Genomic DNA, 19551 nt, shown 5'->3' with positions numbered 1-19551 from the left:
TGATTGCCAGAATGACGCCTTCCTGATCGCGCAGCGCGATGTCCTGACCCGTCTCCAGACCGTCGGCAAAGGCTTGGCTGACGTCCAGCGTGATCGGCATCGGCCACAGCGCGCCATTGGCAAGCCGCATGTTTTCGACAACACCGTCATAGTCTTCCTCGCTGAGGAACCCTTTCAGCGGGTTGAAGCCGCCGTTCATCAGCAGTTCAAGATCGCAGATCTGGCGCGGAGTCAGATCCCAGCTGGGCAGGTTCCCGGCCTCGTCTTTCAGTTTCAGCGCGCTTTCATGGGAAACATAAAGCTCCGGCACAGGAGCGAGGTTGGTCATTGACATGTCACAACTCGGAATCAGATTTTCGGTTCAGTGCACGTCCCGAAACGTGCGTCTCGGCGGGGGCGTATCCCTGTTTAGGGAGAAAGTTCAACTGTCAGCAGCGTTTCTTTTGCAACTGCGGCGAAAAGGCCGCGAAAACTTGGATTTCTTGGAATAATGTTTTGGTTTTCCGCCTCAGGCGGAACCCCGGACCCGGGTGCCGGGTCCGGTTTTCTTGTGCTTGCGTCTTACTCGTTCTCGGCCAGCCAGCGTTCAGCCTCAAGCGCGGCCATGCAGCCCATGCCGGCGCTGGTCACGGCCTGCCGGTATTTGTGGTCGGTCAGGTCGCCCGCGGCGAACACGCCGGGGATGCTGGTTTCGGTGCTGTCGGGCTTGGTCACGACATAGCCGCCCATATGGGTTTCCAGCTGATCCTTGACCAGTTCCGAGGCGGGCGCATGGCCGATCGCCACAAAGAACCCGCTACAGGGAATTTCGGTGATCTCGCCGGTTTCGACGTGCTTGGCGCGCACGGCCTCGACGCCCATCGGGTTGTCGCCACCGATGACTTCTTCGATACCGTGGTTCCACAGGATTTCGATCTTGGGGTTCTTGAACAGCCGGTCCTGCAGGATTTTCTCGGACCGCAGGCTGTCGCGGCGGTGGATCAGCGTGACCTTGCTGGCAAAGTTGGTCAGGAACAGCGCCTCTTCGACAGCGGTGTTGCCGCCGCCGACGACGACCACTTCCTGCCCGCGATAGAAAAAGCCGTCGCAGGTGGCACAGGCCGACACGCCGAAGCCTTTGAATTTTTCCTCCGACGGCAGGCCCAGCCATTTCGCCTGAGCGCCGGTCGCCAGAATCAGCGCGTCGCAAGTATAGGTCGTGCCGCTGTCGCCCTGCGCGGTGAACGGGCGCTTGGACAAATCGAGGCTGCTGATGTGGTCGCTGATGATCTCGGTTCCGACGGCGCGGGCGTGTTCTTCCATCTTGATCATCAGGTCGGGCCCCTGAATTTCGGTCTCGCCCGGCCAGTTCTCGACCTCGGTGGTGATGGTCAGCTGGCCGCCCGGCTGAATGCCCTGAACCAGAACCGGTTCAAGCATCGCGCGCGAGGCATAGACGGCGGCGGTATAACCCGCCGGACCCGAGCCGATGATCAAAAGTTTGGTGTGTTTCGTCGCGCCCATACCGGCCCCCTGCAGAATCTGTTCCCTCGGATATAGCCACCTGCCGCCCGCCATGAAAGGCCTTGGCGGCAGTCCGGCAGGCAGACAGACCGCCCCGGATAGACCAATTCAAAAAGTTGCTCAAGCGTGAAATATTATTGCGCGTCAAGGCGGCGCAGCGTAGTATTCGAGAAAATGGAGGGCAGTTATGGCAGGCGCGAAACTCGATCCGATCGACAGAAAGATTCTGGCCGAGCTTCAGGCCGATGGCCGGATGACCAATGTGGAACTGGCCAAACGGGTCGGCATCTCGGCGCCGCCCTGTCTGCGCCGTGTCCGCACGTTGGAAGAATCGGGTTATATCCGCGGCTATCACGCCGATGTCGACGCCCGCGAACTGGGATTCGAGGTGCAGGTCTTTGCCATGGTCGGGCTGCAAAGTCAGGCCGAGGCCGATCTGTCGGCGTTCGAGACCCGCTGCCGGGAATGGCCGCTGGTGCGCGAGTGTCACATGCTGAACGGCGAGGTGGATTTTATCCTGAAATGCGTTGCCCCCGATCTGAGCACCTTCCAAAGCTTCCTGACCGAACAACTGACCGCCGCTGACAATGTTGCCAGTGTGAAAACCTCGCTGGTGATCCGGGGCGCCAAGGATGAACCCGGCGTGCCGTTCGATGTGCTTGAGGCGCGGATCAACCGCACCGCCTAAGGACGGCAGATCGCGAACAGGCTGGCGCGGCTGCTGATTCCCAGCTTGTCATAGGCGCGGCGGCGATAGGTGACGACGCTGGTCGGTTGCAGGCCCAGTTCATGGGCGATGATTTCGGCCTTCTTGCCCTGAAGAATACCCAGACAGACCTGAGATTCGCGCTCGGACAGGACGCTTAGCGCCTGCGGAATCTCGGTCTGGCCCGCCGCCTCGAAATGCAGAATCGCCAGTTGCGCCAGCAGGTTCAGCAGATCGGGCTGCGCCGGGCCGTCGTCGCGCCGATAAAGGTTCACCGCCAGCCGCAAGGTCGGCCCGGCAATCACTGCGGCGCGCTTGTCGCCCAGACCCGGCGCCACAAAGAATCGTTGGTGGTATTCGGCAGGGATCTCGTTGCGCAATTGTGCCAGATTGAACAGTTCGAACGCACCGGCGGGCAGGGCCAGCGCATGGGCGCACAGCGGGTCGTCGCGGAACCAGCCCTCAAGATATTGCTGGGCCAGATGGTCGCCACGCACCCCTTCGACAAAGTTGCGCGATAACAGGCAGGCGGCATGATCGTCGGTGTAGCTGAAGATCATCACCTGATCGGCCCCGGCCTGCCGCGCCAGTGTCAGGAATGGCTCGACAAAGCCTTGCCGCCCGTGCCGGGCAAGGCATGCTGCAATCAGGCTGTGGCTGCTGTCCTCCATAAAAGAGGACATAGCCCAGCCGCGATGTCCTGTATACCGATCCCACTCAAGCCAAGGAGACACCCCATGCGCCCGAACGGTCGGGGCGAGTTGGACTCGCTGTATTTCACCTATCCGCATTTCGATGCCCCCGCCACGCGCGAGGGGTTGGATCGTGCCACGCCCGTGGTGATCGTCGGTGCCGGTCCGGTCGGTATGACAGCGGCGCTGGTGCTGGCCGAACAGGGGATTGCCTCGGTTCTGATCGACCGCAAGGACACGTTCAACGATGGCAGCCGCGCGATCTGTGTGGCGCGGCAAAGCTATTACATTCTGGAAAGCATCAAGACGGTTCAGCCGTTTCTGGACAAGGCGCTGGGCTGGACCACGGGCCGCACCTTTTATCGCGGCCAGCAGATCCTTGAATTCGACATGCCCGACAGCCCGGATGAAAAATACCGTCCGATGTATAACATCGAGCAGCAGTATATCGAGGATTACCTTTGGCAGGCCGTCGCCGCCAACCCGCTGATCGACGCGCGCTGGCAGACCGAGATCACCGCAATGACTCAGGACGACGATGGCGTCACGGTCAAGATGCGCGATCCGAACGGCACCTATACCCTGACGGCGCAATGGTTGCTGGCCGCTGATGGCGCCCGCAGCGCGGTGCGCGGTATGTGCGGGCTGCGGCTGAAGGGCGAGAATTTCGAAGGCCGCTATGTCATCGCCGACGTGCGGATGCAGCACGATTATCCGACCATCCGCCGCGCGCTGTTCGACCCGGCGTCGCGCCCCGGCGGAACGGTTCTGGTGCACCGCCAGCCCGATGACATCTGGCGGATCGACTATCAGCTGAAAGACGACGAAAGCGCCGAAGAGGCCACGCGCGAGGAAAATGTCCGCGTCAGCGTCGAGGCGGTACTCAAGGATATCGGCCACACCGGCGGCTATGATCTGGAATGGTGGAGCGTCTATTCCGCCAACACCCTTGCGCTGGACGACTATCGCCTTGGCCGGGTGTTCTTTATCGGCGACAGCGCCCATATCGTGCCGATCTTTGGCGTGCGCGGTCTGAACAACGGGCTGGCTGACGCGCAGAATATCGGCTGGAAACTGGGCTGGGTGATGAACGGCAAAGCCGACGCCGCGCTGCTGGACAGCTATTCGCCCGAGCGCCGTGGCGCCACGCTGGACGTGTTTGCCAATGCCAGCAAAAGCACCCGCTTTATGACGCCGCCCAGCCACGGCTGGCAGGTGATGCGCGACGCGGCCTTGTCGCTGGCGCTGAAGCAATCCTATGCCGGTGCCTTGGCCAACCCGCGTCAGATGACGCCCTATACCTATGCCGACAGCCCGGCGACGCTGGCCGATGACCCGGACTTCAGCGCCGGCCCGGTGCCCGGCGCGGTCTCGGTCGATCCGCGGATCGACGGTGGCCATCTGTCGGATCAGTTGCGCGACATCACGGTTCTGGCCTTTGGCACCGCCCCGGATATCGCCCCGCGCGATGGGGTTCGGGTGCTGACCCTGTCCGCCGACAGCGCCGCCGCGCGGGCCTTTGATGCGGTGTCGGGCACGGTCTATGTGATCCGTCCCGACATGCATATCGCCGCCCGCTGGCGCAGCGCCAGCCCCGCAGATATCGACGCGGCGCTTGATCGCCTGAATATCCGTAAAGGAATCTCCGCATGACGACCGCATTGACACTGGAAGACATTTACGAGGCCCTTGCGACCACGATCGACGCCGTTGGCCCGGCGCAGTCCGAAGTCTATCTGGCCAAGGTGGCGCTGGCGCTGGCGCACGAGCTAAAAAACCCGGCCCGCGCCTTGCAGATGGTCACCGATTGCGCCGCCGATCTGGATTAATCGCGCACCGGGTCTTTGTGAATGATGACTTCGGCATTGGGAAAGGCCTGAATCAGTGCATGTTTCAGGCCTGCTCCGATGCTGTGGGCCTGATGCAGGGTCTGTTCGCCATCCAGTTCGATATGCAGGTTGATGAACAGCTTGCTGCCAGCGGTGCGGGTTTGCAGATCGTGAAACCCGTGCAGGCCGGGCCAGTCGCGGGCGATGGCCTCGATCCCGGCGACGATTTCAGGATCGGCCGAGCGATCCATCAGCGCGTGCCACGCGCCGCGCCCGATGCCCAGCGCGCCAACCGCCAGCATCACCGCCGCACCCATCGCCACGGCGCTGTCAACGCCTTGCAGGTCCAGCGCGACCGAAGCCCACAGCGCCAGAATAGCACCCAGATTGGGCAGCAGATCGCCCAGATAATGCAGCTGATCGGCCTTGACCACGCGGCTGCCGGTCTTGCGCGCCACCCGGCGCTGCCACAGCACCAGACCCAGCGTCAGAGCCACCGAAACCACCATCACCACAATGCCGCGCCCCTGCGCCATCAGGTGCACCGGGTCATCCGACAAAATCCGCCGTGCCGCCGCCCAGAAGATCACCCCGGCGGACACCAGAATGAACAAGGCCTGACCCAGCGCCGCCAGATCCTCGGCCGAGGAATGGCCGAAATGGTGGTCTTCATCGGCAGGGCGGGCGGCATAGATGATCGCGGCCAGACCGCCCAGCGATACCATCAGATCCATGGCGCTGTCGGCCAGCGAAGCGGCAATCGACAGGGCCTGTGTTTCCCCCAGCGCCCACAGCTTGAGCAGCACCAGCACCAACGCCACGCTGACCGAGGCCAGCCCGGCGGACAGGTTCATCAGGTTCGGGTTGCGGGCCATTGGCGACTCCGGGTGAAACGTGCGGCCCCTCTAGCCTAGCACAGACCGACAGGGCAATCCCAAGGCCGGGTTATTCGAACACTTCTTCGGGACGAACGCCCCATAATTTGTCTTTCGGAACCCAGCCCGCGACCCGGCCTGCCTCGATCTTGCACCACTCGGGACCGCAGGCGTCCAGCCATGCAATCGCGCCCAGCTCGGCAGTGGCCAGAATCTGGGCCTTGGGGTCGGGCTGGCGGCGCAGCGGCAGCATGTCCTGTTCGATCAGCACCGTGCGCACGCCGGACAGCAGCGAATAATGCATCCAGCCTCCGGCGCCATCCTGATCGCGGACCCGCCGCCAGTGACCGTATTCGCCAGTGATTTCCAGCGGCTGATTGCGGTGTTTATAGACCCAGTCGATCCGGTGCGTCTGGCCGGGGCCGTGCCGGGCATAGCCCTCGCCCGCCTTCAGCGACACGAAACGCGGGATCGGCAGGTTCGTGACCGGGCCGCGCTCTTGCGCCGCGACGGGTAGGGTGGCCAGAATGACCAGCACCAAAGCCTGAAGAATTGCCCGCATTTATGCCTCTTGTCCCTTAGTCGTAAGGGTCGCCCGCTTTGGGGGTGTTGTGGGGTCTTGTGTCTTGCCCCATCTTCGGACAGTTTGCCACTTAGGACATGGGATGAAAAGAACAGGGAGAATTTGAATGCCCGCAGAACGCTTGAGTGTTGTCGTAACGCGACGGTTGCCAGAGGTCGTCGAGGCAAGGCTGAAAGAGCTGTTCGATGTCGAGCTGCCCGAAACCGACACCCCCATGTCGCATGAAGATCTGGTTGCGGCGATGCAACGCGCCGATGTTCTGGTGCCGACCATCACCGACCGCATTGATGCCGGTGTTCTGGCCCGCGCGGGCGAACGTCTGCGCCTGATCGCCAACTATGGCGCCGGGGTCGATCACATCGACGTGCACACCGCCCGCCAGCGCGGCATTCTGGTGTCGAACACGCCGGGCGTTGTTACCGAAGATACCGCCGACATGACCATGGCGCTGTTGCTGGCGGTGACCCGCCGCATTCCCGAAGGTCTGGCGATCATGCAGGCCGGCAACTGGAGCGGTTGGAGCCCCAGCGCCCTGCTTGGGGGCCGCGTCGGCGGCCGCCGTCTGGGCATCATCGGCATGGGCCGCATCGGTCAGGCCGTGGCGCGCCGCGCCAACGCCTTTGGCATGCAGGTGCATTACCACAATCGCCGCCGCCTGCGCCCCGAGATCGAACAGGACCTTGGCGCGACCTATTGGGCCGATCTGGATGACATGGTGCCGCGCATGGATGTCATCTCGATCAACTGCCCGCACACGCCCGAGACCTTCCATCTGATGGACGCCCGTCGTCTGCGGATGATGAAAGAAGATGCGGTGATCGTGAACACCTCGCGCGGCGAAGTCATCGACGAAAACGCGCTGGTGCGTCAGCTGCGCGCCGGCACTATCGCCGGGGCCGGTCTGGACGTGTTTCAGGGCCGCAGCGGCGTGAACGACGAATTGCGCACCCTGCCGAACGTGGTGCTGTTGCCGCATATGGGCTCGGCCACGGTCGAGGGCCGGATCGAGATGGGCGAAAAGGTTCTGCTGAACATCAAGACCTTTGCCGACGGCCACCGCCCGCCGGATCAGGTCGTGCCGTCGATGCTGTAAGCGTCCGCGACACTCGGAGACATCGACGTGAACAAATGGAAAAATCGTGCGGCCTGCGAAGCGGCGGCACGATTGCTTCCGTTTTACCGCGAATATCCCTATCGGGGGCCGGTCAGCTTTTTCAAAGTCGATCCGCGCGGCGCCTATTCCCCGGCCGAGCCGTTCTTTTACAACCGCGTGCCCAAGGCGGCGAATTCGACCATCACCGCCACGTTGCGCAGCTATTCGACCTATCGGCGGGCCTTTTCCCGCGACGACAATCCCAAGGATCACTTCCTGCGGCCCTCTTATCTGGGCAGCAGGAATTTCCGGCGGCTGCGGGACGAGGCGTTCAAGTTCACCGTGGTGCGCGATCCTTATTCGCGGACCCTGTCGGCCTTTCAATCCAAGATCCTGCGCCACCGGCCACAGGAAAAAGCGTTCCGCGCATGGTTCAAATCCGACGCCACGCCCAGCTTTCTTGATTTCTGCCACTATCTTGATGACGGCCACCTCTGGGCCGACGCGCATTGGGCGCCGCAGTCCGACATCATGCTGCTGCCGGTCGAGACGTTCGATTTCATCGGCCGGTTCGAAAACCTGAACGCCGATCTGGGCCATATCGTGCGGACGATCTTTGGCGATCAGATCGACTTCCGGATTGAAACCTCGAACATCTCCAAACCGACCAACGCGCAGGAAAAAGTGCCCGAGTTTTACGGCCCCGCCGAAACAAAGATCGTCACCCGGCTGTTCGAGCGCGATTTCCAGACCTTCGGTTACGCCCGCCGCTAGGTCGGTTTCGCGCCTCTGAATGTCGCAGTTTTCTCGCCATGGCGGATGCGGACGGGCATACTTCGGCTGAACAACACAGCAGAAGGCGCGTCCATGAAAACCCATGTCCAGGCTTTGGTCGTCGGTGGCGGGGCCATCGGCGCGTCGGTCGCCTATCATCTGGGCCGCGCGGGCTGGGATGTGCTGTTGCTTGAGCGCGACGAACTGACGGCGGGGTCGACATGGCATGCGGCAGGGCTATTGCCCTATTTCAACATGTCCTACGCGACGACGCATATCCACGATTACTCGATCAGGTTCTACAAAACGCTTGAGGCCGAAACCGGCCTGAACCCCGGGTTCTCGGTCGTGGGCAACCTGCGCATGGCGCAATCGCGGGCGCGCATGGACGAATATATGCTCTATGCCACCACCGCCGAAAACTGTGGTGTGCCTTACGAGTGGTTGTCTCCGGCGCAACTTAAGGACCGTTGGCCGCTGCTGCGCACCGAAGATCTGGTCGGGGCGCTGTTCCATCCGACCGACGGCTATATCAACCCCGCTGATGTGACACAGGCGATGGCCAAGGGCGCGCGGCAGTTCGGCGTCAGCATTCAACGCCGCTGGCAGGTCGATGGCTATCAGTGGACCGGCAGCGCGTGGCGCGTGACCTGCACCCGGATGGTCGAGAAGGGCGGCAATCTGGTGCCCTCGGAGGAACAGGTGATCGTCACGGCGGACCATGTCGTCACCGCCACCGGCAACCACGCCCAACGCACCGCCCGGCTGTTGGGGCTGAAAATCCCGGCGATCCCGGTCGAGCACCAATATATCGTCACCGAACCCGACCCCGCGCTTGTGGCGTGGCGCAAGGCGGGCAATCCCGAACACCCGGTGCTGCGCGACGCTGACGCCAAATGGTATGTCCGCGAGGAACGCGGCGGCTGGATTTTGGGCCCTTACGAGCGCGGCGCCCCCGCCCGGTTCGAATACGGCGCGCCCGACAGCTTTCGCGCCGATCTGTTCCCGCTGGATCTGGATCGCATCGAACAGGAATACCTGTCGATGATCCACCGCATCCCCTCGTCCGAGGGTGCGGGGCTGAAAGACGATTTCAACGGCCCGATTTGCTATACGCCCGATGGTAACCCGCTGCTGGGTCCGGCTCCGGGCCTGCGCAACATGTGGCTGGCCGAAGGCTTTAGCTTTGGCATCACGGCGGCGGGTGGCACCGGGCATTACCTTGCGCAGTTGATGACCCAGGGCGAGGCCGAGATCGACATGGCCTCGCTCGACCCCAAACGCTATGGCGACTGGATGACCACCGACTATGCCATGCGCAAGAACGAAGAAGCGTATGAGCACGTCTATATCCTACACCACCCGGACGAGGAACGCCCCGCCGCCCGGCCCCTGCGCACCGCGCCTTGCTATGACCGCATGGCGGCGCTGGGGGCGCAATTCGGGCAGGTCAACGGCTGGGAGCGCCCGAATTACTTTGCGCCCGCAGGCTTTGACGACCACGCCGCGCGGTCGTTCCGCCGCGGCGGCTGGTGGCAATATGCGGTGGACGAGGCGCGGGCGATCCGGCAGACCGCCGGGCTGATCGACGCCACCGCCTTTGCCAAACACCGGGTGCGCGGCCCCGGCGCGACGGCGTTTCTGGATTGGTTCACCACCAACAAACTGCCCAAGGCGGGCCGGATCAACCTGACCTATGCCCTGACCCCGGCAGGCACCACCCGCAGCGAATACACCATCGTGCGGCTGGCCGAGGATGACTATTACCTCGTCTCAGCCGGGGCGTGGCAGGCCTATGACCACGATTATCTGCTCAAGGCGGCCGAGGATAAGCGCGCCATCTTCGGCTGGATCGACATCCATGATGTCACCACGCAATGGGGCGTGTTCGCGCTGGCCGGGCCCAACAGCCGCGCCATCCTGCGCGACCTGATCCGCGATGCCGACCCGGATGCGGCGCTGTCGAACGCCCGCTTCCCGTGGCTGTCGATGCGCGAGATCGAACTGGGCATGGTCCCGGTCCGCGCCATCCGCGTTGCCTATACCGGCGAGTTGGGCTGGGAGCTGCACCACCCGATCGAGATGCAGACCCACCTTTTTGATGCGCTGATGCGGGCTGGCGCGGCGCATGGGCTGAAACCGGTGGGGGCGCGGGCGCAGAACTGGCTGCGGCAAGAGAAATCCTATCGCGCCTTCGGCACCGAACTGGGCCGTGACGCCACGCCGCTTGAGGCCGGGCTGGATCGCTTTGTCGATCTGAACAAGGAATTTTTCGGCAAACAGCCGATGCTGGACACCGGTCGGCGCAGCGCTTGTGTCACGCTGCTGATCAACGGCCCCGAAAACGCCGACCCCTGGGGCCGCGAGGCGCTTTATTCCGGGGTGGACCGGATCGGGCGCCTGACCTCGGGCGGCTATTCGGTGGCGTTTGGGAAAAGCATCGGCATGGGCTATGTACGGCCCGACCTTGCCGTGCCGGGCACCGAGTTGCGGGTCAAGATGTTCGATCAGCTCTGGCCCGCGGTGGTCACCGAGGATTGCCCCTATGACCCGACCAACGCCCGTATCCGCATGAACGGATAGGTCGGATTGGGGCGCTGCCCCAAACCCCGGAGTATTTGGCCCAAGAAAAAAACCGCGTCTTTTTCTTGGTGAAAATACTCAAATCCAACGGTCTATATGGGCGCAGACGCCTCAGGCCGGGGTGGTCAGCTGATCAAAGCAATCCAGCGCGCGCGCTGCATACATCAGGGCCGGGCCGCCGCCCATCTGGATCGACATGGCCAGAACGTCGCCGACTTCCTCGCGGGTGGCGCCGCAGCGGATCAGGGCCTCGATATGCAGCACGATGCAGTCGTCACAGCGCTGGGCCACGGCGATGCCAAGCGCCACGTATTCTTTTTCCTTGAGGCCAAGGGTGCCGTTATCCTTGACGGCCTTGCTGAGCGTGTTGAAGCCTTTGGTTGCATCGGGGATACATTTGTTCAGCGCGCGCAGCTGGTTCTTGGTGTTGGCGCTTTTTTCGGTCCAGTCCATCGGTGTCTCCTGTTTCCTGCGATCAGGAACCCGATTTCCCCGATGCGGGCCTTGATCCGGATCAAACGTATAGGAAATAACGAATAAGAAAAGGCCCGCGCGGAGGCGGGCCTTTTACCGGTTTTGGGTGCGTTACTGCGGGATATCGCCGCTGATGCCTTCGACATAGAAGTTCATGCCAGCCAGCGTGCCGTCGTCGGCCACTTCGCCTTCGGCCAGCCAGTCGCTGCCGTCCTGCTTTTTCAGCGGGCCGGTGAATGCGTGATAGGCGCCCGAAGCGAGGGCCTCTTGCAGGGCAAGGGCTTCGGCTTTGACGTCCTCGGGCACGGCGGACGAGATTTCACCGATGCCGACCATGCCTTTGCCGATGCCGTTCCAGGTATCGACCGAGGTCCAGGTGCCATCCATCACGGCCTTGGTGCGCTCGATGTAATAGGGCGCCCAATTGTCGATGATGGCGCTGACGCGCGGCGACGGGGCATATTCCGACATATCCGAGGCCTGACCGAAGGTGATGACGTTGCCAAGCTTTTCAGCAGCGGCTTGCGGCGCGGTCGAATCGGTGTGCTGCAGGATCACGTCGGCGCCTTGTTCGATCAGGGCGTTGGCGGCGTCAGCCTCTTTCGCGGGATCGAACCAGGTGTAAGCCCAGATCACCTTGAACTCGACATCCGGGTTCACCTTCTTGGCGTGGATATAGGCCGAGTTGATGCCGCGGATCACTTCGGGGATCGGGAACGAGGCGATATAGCCGATGACGTTCGACTTGGTCATGCGGCCAGCGATCGTGCCCTGCACGGCGCGGCCTTCATAGAAGCGGGCGCCGTAGGTGCTGACGTTATCGGCGCGCTTGTAACCTGTGGCGTGCTCGAATTTCACGTTCGGGAATTTGGCGGCGACGTTCAGGGTCGGGTCCATGTAGCCAAACGAGGTGGTAAAGATCAGGTCGGCGCCGGACAGCGCCATCTGGGTCAGAACGCGCTCGGCGTCGGCGCCTTCAGGCACGCTTTCCTGATAGATGGTTTCCACGGCGTCGCCGAATTCTTCTTCGACGGCAAGGCGGCCCAGGTTGTGCTGATAGGTCCAGCCGCCGTCGCCGATCGGGCCGACAAAGACAAAGCCGACCTTGGTCTTTTCAGCGGCAAAAGCTGCGCCCGCCGAGGCCAGCGCCAGCGCCATCGCCGATGCGACTAGAATTGTTCTGCGTTTCATTGAGAATTCTCCGTTGTTGGTTCGCAGTTATTTGTGGTTCGCTCTGTAAGAGCAGAGGTTACCAGGGCGGAAGGCACGGCAACGATGCCAAGGCCTACCAAAAGAATAAGTCCGGTAAAGATGCGCCCCCCGGCAGTAATTGGGTACACATCACCGTATCCGACAGTCGTGAGCGTGGCTATGGCCCACCACAGGCTGGCGGGGATTGATGAAAACGTGGCAGGTTGGGCGCTGTTTTCAAAGAAATATATCCCAACGGCCGCAAAGTAGATCAGCAAGCCAGCCACCATCATGAAAGCAGACATTTCGTACCGGACGAACCAGAACGCGCGGCCAAGCCGGTCAAAGGCGGCCGAAGTCTTGGTCAGTTTAAGGATGCGTGCAAGGCGGATAAGCCGCAGGGCACGAATGGCGACAAGATCGGTCCTGAACAATAGAAGCGCTGGAATACATGCAAGCGCGTCAATCACCCCCCAGAAGCTGAAAAGGTAACTTAGTGGATTCGGGGTGCAGGCCAGCCGGGCGACGAACTCGGCCAGAAAGACTACCAGACAAATCCATTCGAAAACCGCCAAACCCATCGACCAGTGGGCCGACAGACTTGGAACCGTTTCAATAGAGATAGCGAACACCGACAGCACGATGACTGCGGCGATGAATCGCGGCACCATTTGTCCCAAGAGCGGGTTAGCACCATCGAGGGCTCTTAGGATTTCGTTTCTCATTTTTGTCTCAGCTTGAGGCATGGAACACGCGGCCCAGCGACGCTGGCGCATTCAGCGCTGCGCGCGACCGGTCCGAGGACATGACGACCAACACAAGGATGGTAATCAAATACGGTGACATTGAAAGGTATTCGACAGGAACAGCAAGCCCCGCCGCTTGCAGGTTCAGCTGTAAAACCGTGACGCCGCCGAACAGATACGCGCCCAACAGCACGCGGCCCGGTTTCCAGCTGGCGAAAACCACGATGGCCAGCGCGATCCAGCCGGCGCCGGCGGTCATGCCTTCGGTCCATTGCGGCACCCGGATCAGGCTGAGATAGGCGCCGCCCAGACCGGCAAGCGCGCCGCCAAACATGATCGCCAGAATGCGGATACGCACCACCTTATAGCCAAGCGCATGCGCGGCGTCGTGGCTTTCACCCACGGCGCGCAGCACCAGCCCAAGCCGCGAATATTTCAGCACTGCCCAGACCGCCAGAACCAGCGCCAGCGAGATATAGACAATCGCGTCATGCTGAAACAGGATCGGCCCGACCACCGGAATATCGCGCAGCGGCCCCAGATTCAGGTCGTGAATCCGGGGTGGCTTTACCCCCATATAGCCTTGCCCCAACAGCGACGACAGGCCCAGCCCGAACAGCGTCAGCGCAAGGCCGGTCGCCACCTGATTGGACAACAGAACCTGCGTCATGATCCCGAAAACCAGCGACAGAACTGCACCGCCGACCATGGCCGCAAGAAACCCCAGCGTCGGGCTGCCGGTCTCGACTGCGATGGCAAAACCGCAGATCGCGCCGGTGATCATCATGCCCTCGACACCAAGGTTCAGAACCCCGGCCTTTTCCACCACCAGTTCGCCCAAAGCGGCCAGCAGGATCGGGGTCGAGGCCACCATCAGCGAGGCGATCAGAACCAGCGGGTTGATTGCAGAAAGGTCCATCACGCGGCCTCCGTCTTGCCGATGCGGATGCGGAAGTTGCTCAGAACATCCACCCCCAGAAGAAAGAACAACAACATGCCCTGAAACGCCTGAATTGCCGCCGCTGGCAGGCCCAGCATGAACTGCGCCAGATCGCCGCCGATATAGGTCAGGCCCATCAGCAACCCGGCCAACAGAATCCCAACCGGATGCAGACGGCCAAGAAAGGCCACGATGATCGCGGTAAAGCCGTAGTTCTGGTTAAAGTCGATGCTGACCTGCCCGGCCGGACCCGAGATTTCAAACATCCCGGCCAGCCCGGCCAAACCACCCGACAGCCCCATGCAAAACAGGATCAGCGCATTCGGATTGACCCCGGCAAACCGCGCGGCACGGGGGCTGGCTCCGGTCAGGCGGATCTGGAACCCCAGCAAATGCCGGTTCAACAGGATATAGGCACCGATCACCGCGATAAAGGCGGCCATAACCCCCCAATGCATGCCGGTGCCCGAGATCAGTTCGGGGTTCGCCGCCGACGGGTATTGCTGCAAATTGCGCGACCCCGGAAAGCCGCCGCCCTGCGGGTTGCGCATCAGCCCCAGCGCCATCGAGGCCAGAAACTGTTCAGCCACATAGACCAACAGCAAGGACACCAGAATTTCATTGGTTCGGAATCTGGTTTTTAACAAGGCCGGTATCATCGCCCAGGCCCAGCCGCCAAACGCCCCGGCCAGCACCATCAGCGGGAAAATATACCACGCATCCAGCGGATAGAACGCCAGCCCGACACCAGCCCCGCACAGCGCGCCGATGATGTATTGCCCCTCGGCGCCGATGTTCCAGATCCCGGCGCGAAAGCCCAGCGACAGGCCGATCGCGATCAGGATCAGCGGCCCGGCCTTGATCAGCAATTGCGGCCGCGAATAGCTGGCGAATTGCGCGTTGAACAGCGGGTCCCAGAAAATTGTGCGGATCGCGGCAAACGGGTCTTTGCCCAAAGCGGCGAACAGCAGCCCGCCGGCGATCATCGTCAGAACCACCGCCAGAACCGGCGTCGCCGCCGTCCAGAATTTCGACGGGGTCGGGCGTTTCTCAAGCCGGATCATGCCGCACCTCGTGTCTTTTTCTTGGTGAAAATACTCAAGGACCGAACCCTGCTCTGGGTGGGCCGTGCCGGGTTATGCCTCAACATGGGCCACCTCCATATCATGTGCGCCGCCCATCATCAGGCCGATTTCTTCCATGCTCAGACCGCGCGCCGGTTTGCTGGGTGACAACCGCCCCTCGTTCAGCGCGGCGAAACGATCCGAGATTTCCATCAACTCGTCCAGATCCTGACTGATGACGACCACCGCCGTGCCGTTGTCGGCCAGATCCAGTATCGATTGCCGGATCGCCGCCGCGGCCGAGGCATCGACGCCCCAGGTCGGCTGGTTGACCACCAGAACCTCGGGGCGTTGCAGCACCTCGCGGCCGATGACGAATTTTTGCAGGTTGCCGCCCGACAGCGACCGCGCGGCGTTGTTCGCGCCGGGGGTGCGGACGTCAAAGCGTTCAATGATCTTTTCGGCAAAGGCCCGGGTCGCGGGCCAGTTCAGAAAGCCGTTTCTGGTCAGGTTCTCGCGGATCGCACCGGTCAGCAGCGCGTTCTCGATCAGGCTCATGTCCGGCGCGGCGGCATGGCCAAGCCGTTCCTCGGGCGCGGTCAGAACCGCGACATGGCGGCGCGGGTTCGGGCCCATGCGGCCAATGCCATGACCGTGCAGTTTCACCCTGTCATTCGGCGCCAGAGCCTCGCCCGAGAGCGCCGCCAGCAATTCATCCTGCCCGTTGCCCGCGACGCCGCCGATGCCCAGAACCTCGCCCGCGCGCACGGTGAACGAGATGTCTTTCAGCGAGGTGCCGAACGGGTTGGCGGATTTGACCGACAGGTTGCTGACCTCCAGCACCACTTCGCCCGGCTCGGCGGCGGGGCGCGATGGCGGGACCAGCTTGGTGCCGACCATCATCTCGGCCAGTTCCGAGGCGGATTTCTCGCGCGGGTTACAGCTGTCGACGACCTTGCCCAGCCGCAGAACCGTTGCCGCATCGCACAGGGCGCGGATTTCTTCCAGCTTGTGCGAGATATACAGGATCGCCGTGCCTTCCGAGGACAGTTTACGCAGGGTTTTGAACAGGATTTCAACCTCTTGCGGGGTCAGAACGCTGGTCGGTTCGTCCATGATCAACAGCTTGGGGTCTTGCAGCAGACAGCGGATGATCTCGACCCGCTGGCGCTCGCCTGCGGACAGATCGCCGACGGTGCGCGACGGGTCCAGCGGCAGGCCATAGGTTTCCGAGACCTCACGGATCCGCGCCGCAAGGTCGCGCATCCGTGGCGGGTTCTCCATGCCAAGGGCAATGTTCTCGGCCACGTTCAGCGCGTCGAACAGGCTGAAATGCTGGAACACCATCGCCACGCCCGCCGTGCGGGCGGCGCGCGGTTCGGCGGGTTCGAACGGCTGGCCGCGCAGGGTCATCCGGCCCTTGTCCGGCTTGACCAGCCCGTAGATCATTTTCACCAGCGTCGATTTACCGGCGCCGTTTTCGCCCAACAGCGCGTGCACCTCGCCCTCGGCAATTTCGAACGACACGTTGTCATTGGCGACAACGCCGGGATAGGCCTTGGTCAGCCCTTCGATGGTCAGCAGGTTCGTCATGCGGTCGCGTCCCTTCTGGCGGTGTTTTCGTCCGAGTATTTCAACATTTCGGCCGCAACGCCAATGGCGATCGCCTGCGGGTGTTTGCCAAGGCCCGGATCGCCGATCGGACAGGTGATCCGCCCGACCTGATGGGCGCCGTGGCCAAGCTGTGTCAGGCGGCGGCGGAAGCGGGCGCGTTTGGTGGTCGAACCGATCAGCCCGGCAAAGCCAAAGTCATGCCGCAGCAGCGCGTCACAGATCGACAGGTCGATCGGGTGCGAATAGGTCTGGATCAGGTGCCTTGCGTCGGCAGGGGCATAGCGCGCGACCTCGGCCGGTTTTGGCGCGATCAGGCGGTCGACATTCTCGGGCAGATGGTCGGGAAAGCGGTCAGCGGCGGTGTCGACCCATGTGATCTGCACATCGGGCAGGGGGGCAAGCACCGCGACGATGGCACGGCCGACATGGCCTGCGCCCCAGATCCAGATATGGGTTTGCGGCGCGCTCAGCGGCTCAATCATCCAGCCCTGCATCAATTGTGGCCCCGGCAAGGTGCCGGTGCTGCGGGCATTGGCCAGCAGGCGCTGGACCGACAGCGGCGGTTCGGCCGGGCCGTCGATGGCGCGGGCAAAAAGCGGGCCGTCGATCTGGGCCAGACGCTGTTCGGTAAAAACCTCGGTGACAAGGCTGACCGCGCCGCCACAGCATTGGCCGACTGCCGGGCCCAGCGGGATCAGGTCCAGCCGTGCCGCGCGGTCCTCGGTCAGCATCGCCCGGGCGGTTTCAGTCGCTTGCAACTCCAACGCGCCGCCGCCGATTGTGCCGTCCTGACCGTCTTGCCAGACCAGCATCGCCGCACCGATCTCGCGCGGGGCCGAGCCTTCGACCCGCGCCACCACGACCCGCGCCACCGGGCCATGCGCAGCGACCGCACGGGCGATATGGGGCAGATCGAAGCTCATGACCGCACCTTTTGAACGGCGCTCAAAACCCGTTCCGCCGTGGCGGGCGCATCCAGCGCCGGATAGTCCGGGCCACAGGCCGCCACCGCGTCGGACAGCGCCATCAGCGCCGAGATGCCCAGCATGAACGGCGGCTCGCCCACGGCTTTCGAGCGATAGATCGTGTCTTCGACGTTGCGGCCCTTTGACCACAGCGCGACGTTGAACACCTCGGGCCGGTCCGAGCAGGCGGGGATCTTGTAGGTCGAGGGCGCGTGGGTGCGCAGGCGGCCCTTGCCGTCCCAGACCAGTTCCTCGGTCGTCAGCCAGCCCGCGCCCTGCACATAACCGCCTTCGACCTGCCCGACATCCAGCGCCGGGTTCAGCGACGCACCGGCATCATGCAGGATATCGGCCCGCAGAATACGGTTTTCCCCGGTCAGCGTGTCGATCACCACCTCGGTGATCGCGGCGCCATAGGCAAAGTAAAAGAACGGCCGCCCGCGCCCGGCAATGCGGTCCCATTCGACCTTGGGCGTGGCGTAAAAGCCGGTGGCCGACAGGCTGATCCGGGCCTGATAGGCGGCAGACGCGGCCTCGGCAAAGGTCATCTCGTCATCGCCGACAAACACCTTGCCGCCTTCGAAATGCACCCGGCGCGGTTCGGTCTGGTGGGTTTGCGCCAGATAATCGGCCATGCGGTTGCGGATCGTGTCGCAGGCGGCCTTGACCGCCATGCCGTTCAGGTCGCTGCCCGATGATGCCGCCGTGGCCGAGGTATTCGGCACCTTGGCGGTGTCGGTGGCGGTGATCTTGACCTTGTCCAGCCCGACGCCAAAGGCGCTGGCCGCCACCTGCGCGACCTTCTGGAACAGGCCTTGGCCCATCTCGGTGCCGCCGTGGTTCAGGTGGATCGAGCCATCCTGATACACATGCACCAGCGCCCCGGCCTGATTGAGATGGGTCAGGGTAAAGCTGATGCCGAACTTGACCGGGGTCATCGCGATGCCGCGTTTCAGCACCGGGTTGGCGGCGTTCCAGTCGGCAATCGCGGCGCGGCGGGCGGCATAGTCGGAACTGGCCTCAAGCTCGTCCAGCATCTGATCCAGAACGAAATCCTCGACCTCCATATGATAGGGGGTCAATTGGCCGTTCTGATAGAAATTGCGCCGACGCACTTGCAGCGGGTCAAGGCCCAGATGGTGGGCGATGTGATCCATCACCCGCTCAATCCCGACCACGCCCTGCGGCCCGCCAAAGCCACGATAGGCGGTGGCGGATTGGGTATGGGTTTTCAGGCGGTGGCTTTCGATCCGGGCGTTGGGCAGGTGATAGGCGTTGTCAGCATGCAGCATCGCCCGGTCTGCCACCGGCAGCGACAGGTCCTGCGCCCAGCCGCAGCGGGTGTATTGCACAAAGTCGATGCCCTGAACCCGACCCTCGTCGTCGAACCCGACGCGATAGCTGATGCGGAAATCGTGGCGCTTGCCGGTGATCATCATGTCATCGTCGCGGTCATAGCGCATCTTGGCCGGTCGCCCGATTTGCCGCGCCACCAAGGCACAGGCAATCGCCAGCGCGTTGCCCTGACTTTCCTTGCCGCCAAAGCCGCCGCCCATCCGGCGGACCTCGACCCGAACGGCGTTCATATCGGTGCCCAGCGCATGAGCGACCTTGTGTTGGATCTCGCTGGGGTGCTGGGTCGAGCTGTGCACCAGCATATCGCCGCCTTCTTGCGGCACTGCCAGCGCGGCCTGACCTTCCAGATAGAAATGCTCTTGCCCGCCCATTTCGATCACGCCGTCGATCTGGTGCGACGCGGTGTCAATGGCTGCGGCGGCATCGCCGATCTGATAAATGCGCGGGCCTTCCTCGAACCGGCTGTCAGCGGCCAAAGCCTCGTCCATCGTCAGGATCGGGGTGGATTCTTCGTAGGATACCACGGCCAGACGCGCGGCCTTACGTGCGATCAGATGGGTTTC

General features: G+C 62.9%; 18 protein-coding genes and 1 pseudogene. 6 read left to right on the top strand and 13 right to left on the bottom strand.

What is annotated here, in order from left to right; genetic code table 11:
- Window positions 1–334: pseudogene (locus ABYW26_RS00875) on the bottom strand (adenylyltransferase); the annotation flags it as partial.
- Window positions 335–561: 227 nt separating this feature from the next.
- Entirely contained in the window at window positions 562–1503 is a 942-nt protein-coding gene (gene trxB / locus ABYW26_RS00870; RefSeq protein WP_372602786.1) for a thioredoxin-disulfide reductase, read from the bottom strand.
- Between the two features lie 187 nt (window positions 1504–1690).
- Here trxB and ABYW26_RS00865 point away from each other — a divergent pair, with 187 nt between their 5' ends.
- Window positions 1691–2191, top strand: coding sequence for an Lrp/AsnC family transcriptional regulator (locus ABYW26_RS00865; protein ID WP_372602784.1), 501 nt, complete (start codon window positions 1691–1693; stop codon window positions 2189–2191).
- Here the strand turns inward: ABYW26_RS00865 and ABYW26_RS00860 are convergent.
- The gene (locus ABYW26_RS00860) at window positions 2188–2892 is read right to left on the bottom strand and encodes a LuxR C-terminal-related transcriptional regulator (protein ID WP_372602783.1); all 705 of its coding nucleotides are present in this window, start codon (window positions 2890–2892) and stop codon (window positions 2188–2190) included. The genes ABYW26_RS00865 and ABYW26_RS00860 overlap by 4 nt on opposite strands.
- A gap of 54 nt (window positions 2893–2946) precedes the next feature.
- Between ABYW26_RS00860 and ABYW26_RS00855 the strand changes: the two genes are divergently transcribed.
- Window positions 2947–4554: an FAD-dependent monooxygenase gene (locus tag ABYW26_RS00855; protein WP_372602782.1), complete on the top strand. Its 1608-nt coding sequence runs from the start codon at window positions 2947–2949 to the stop codon at window positions 4552–4554.
- On the top strand, window positions 4551–4730 hold the full coding sequence (locus ABYW26_RS00850; protein ID WP_372602781.1) for a hypothetical protein: 180 nt from the start codon (window positions 4551–4553) through the stop codon (window positions 4728–4730). The genes ABYW26_RS00855 and ABYW26_RS00850 overlap by 4 nt, the downstream gene beginning before the upstream one ends.
- Here ABYW26_RS00850 and ABYW26_RS00845 read toward each other — a convergent pair.
- Both ABYW26_RS00845 and ABYW26_RS00840 read right to left on the bottom strand, forming a co-directional pair.
- A complete protein-coding gene (locus ABYW26_RS00845) occupies window positions 4727–5605 on the bottom strand; it encodes a cation diffusion facilitator family transporter (RefSeq protein ID WP_372602780.1) in 879 nt (292 codons plus the stop codon). The two genes, ABYW26_RS00850 and ABYW26_RS00845, sit on opposite strands and share 4 nt — an antisense overlap.
- 70 nt (window positions 5606–5675) lie before the next feature.
- On the bottom strand, window positions 5676–6167 hold the full coding sequence (locus tag ABYW26_RS00840) for an SH3 domain-containing protein (protein WP_372602779.1): 492 nt from the start codon (window positions 6165–6167) through the stop codon (window positions 5676–5678).
- Window positions 6168–6294: 127 nt separating this feature from the next.
- Here ABYW26_RS00840 and ABYW26_RS00835 point away from each other — a divergent pair, with 127 nt between their 5' ends.
- The 3 genes from ABYW26_RS00835 to ABYW26_RS00825 all read left to right on the top strand — a co-directional run bounded on the left by ABYW26_RS00835 (window position 6295) and on the right by ABYW26_RS00825 (window position 10638).
- Complete coding sequence (locus ABYW26_RS00835) at window positions 6295–7281, top strand: 2-hydroxyacid dehydrogenase (RefSeq protein ID WP_372602777.1); 987 nt, start codon at window positions 6295–6297, stop codon at window positions 7279–7281.
- A 27-nt stretch (window positions 7282–7308) separates the two neighbouring features.
- On the top strand, window positions 7309–8055 hold the full coding sequence (locus tag ABYW26_RS00830; protein WP_372602776.1) for a sulfotransferase family protein: 747 nt from the start codon (window positions 7309–7311) through the stop codon (window positions 8053–8055).
- A 93-nt stretch (window positions 8056–8148) separates the two neighbouring features.
- The gene (locus tag ABYW26_RS00825) at window positions 8149–10638 is read left to right on the top strand and encodes an FAD-dependent oxidoreductase (RefSeq protein ID WP_372602775.1); all 2490 of its coding nucleotides are present in this window, start codon (window positions 8149–8151) and stop codon (window positions 10636–10638) included.
- Window positions 10639–10749: 111 nt separating this feature from the next.
- Here the strand turns inward: ABYW26_RS00825 and ABYW26_RS00820 are convergent, their stop codons facing one another.
- The 8 genes from ABYW26_RS00820 to xdhB form a co-directional block, all read right to left on the bottom strand.
- Window positions 10750–11091 (bottom strand): carboxymuconolactone decarboxylase family protein, encoded by a 342-nt coding sequence (locus ABYW26_RS00820; RefSeq protein ID WP_372602774.1) that lies wholly within the window; start codon window positions 11089–11091, stop codon window positions 10750–10752.
- A 132-nt stretch (window positions 11092–11223) separates the two neighbouring features.
- Window positions 11224–12303 carry a BMP family ABC transporter substrate-binding protein gene (locus ABYW26_RS00815; RefSeq protein ID WP_372602773.1) on the bottom strand — a complete coding sequence of 360 codons (1080 nt, stop codon included), beginning with the start codon at window positions 12301–12303 and terminating at the stop codon, window positions 11224–11226.
- Window positions 12300–13028, bottom strand: coding sequence for an ion transporter (locus tag ABYW26_RS00810; RefSeq protein WP_372602772.1), 729 nt, complete (start codon window positions 13026–13028; stop codon window positions 12300–12302). Before ABYW26_RS00810 ends, ABYW26_RS00815 begins: the two co-directional genes overlap by 4 nt.
- Window positions 13029–13035: 7 nt before the next feature.
- Complete coding sequence (locus tag ABYW26_RS00805; RefSeq protein ID WP_372602771.1) at window positions 13036–13968, bottom strand: ABC transporter permease; 933 nt, start codon at window positions 13966–13968, stop codon at window positions 13036–13038.
- The gene (locus tag ABYW26_RS00800) at window positions 13968–15053 is read right to left on the bottom strand and encodes an ABC transporter permease (RefSeq protein WP_372602770.1); all 1086 of its coding nucleotides are present in this window, start codon (window positions 15051–15053) and stop codon (window positions 13968–13970) included. The genes ABYW26_RS00805 and ABYW26_RS00800 overlap by 1 nt, the downstream gene beginning before the upstream one ends.
- 72 nt (window positions 15054–15125) lie before the next feature.
- Window positions 15126–16646, bottom strand: a complete 1521-nt coding sequence (locus tag ABYW26_RS00795) for an ABC transporter ATP-binding protein (protein ID WP_372602768.1) — start codon at window positions 16644–16646, stop codon at window positions 15126–15128.
- The gene (gene xdhC, locus ABYW26_RS00790) at window positions 16643–17590 is read right to left on the bottom strand and encodes a xanthine dehydrogenase accessory protein XdhC (RefSeq protein WP_372602767.1); all 948 of its coding nucleotides are present in this window, start codon (window positions 17588–17590) and stop codon (window positions 16643–16645) included. The genes ABYW26_RS00795 and xdhC overlap by 4 nt, the downstream gene beginning before the upstream one ends.
- Window positions 17587–19551, bottom strand: a 1965-nt coding sequence (gene xdhB, locus ABYW26_RS00785; protein WP_372602766.1) for a xanthine dehydrogenase molybdopterin binding subunit, incomplete at its 5' end; no start/stop codon positions are given. The genes xdhC and xdhB, both read right to left, overlap by 4 nt.

Source organism: Actibacterium sp., from assembly GCF_041584535.1.
GTDB lineage: Bacteria > Pseudomonadota > Alphaproteobacteria > Rhodobacterales > Rhodobacteraceae > Actibacterium_D.
The sequence above is the reverse complement of the archived record's forward strand: the minus strand, read 5'-3'. Positions and strand labels throughout refer to the sequence as shown.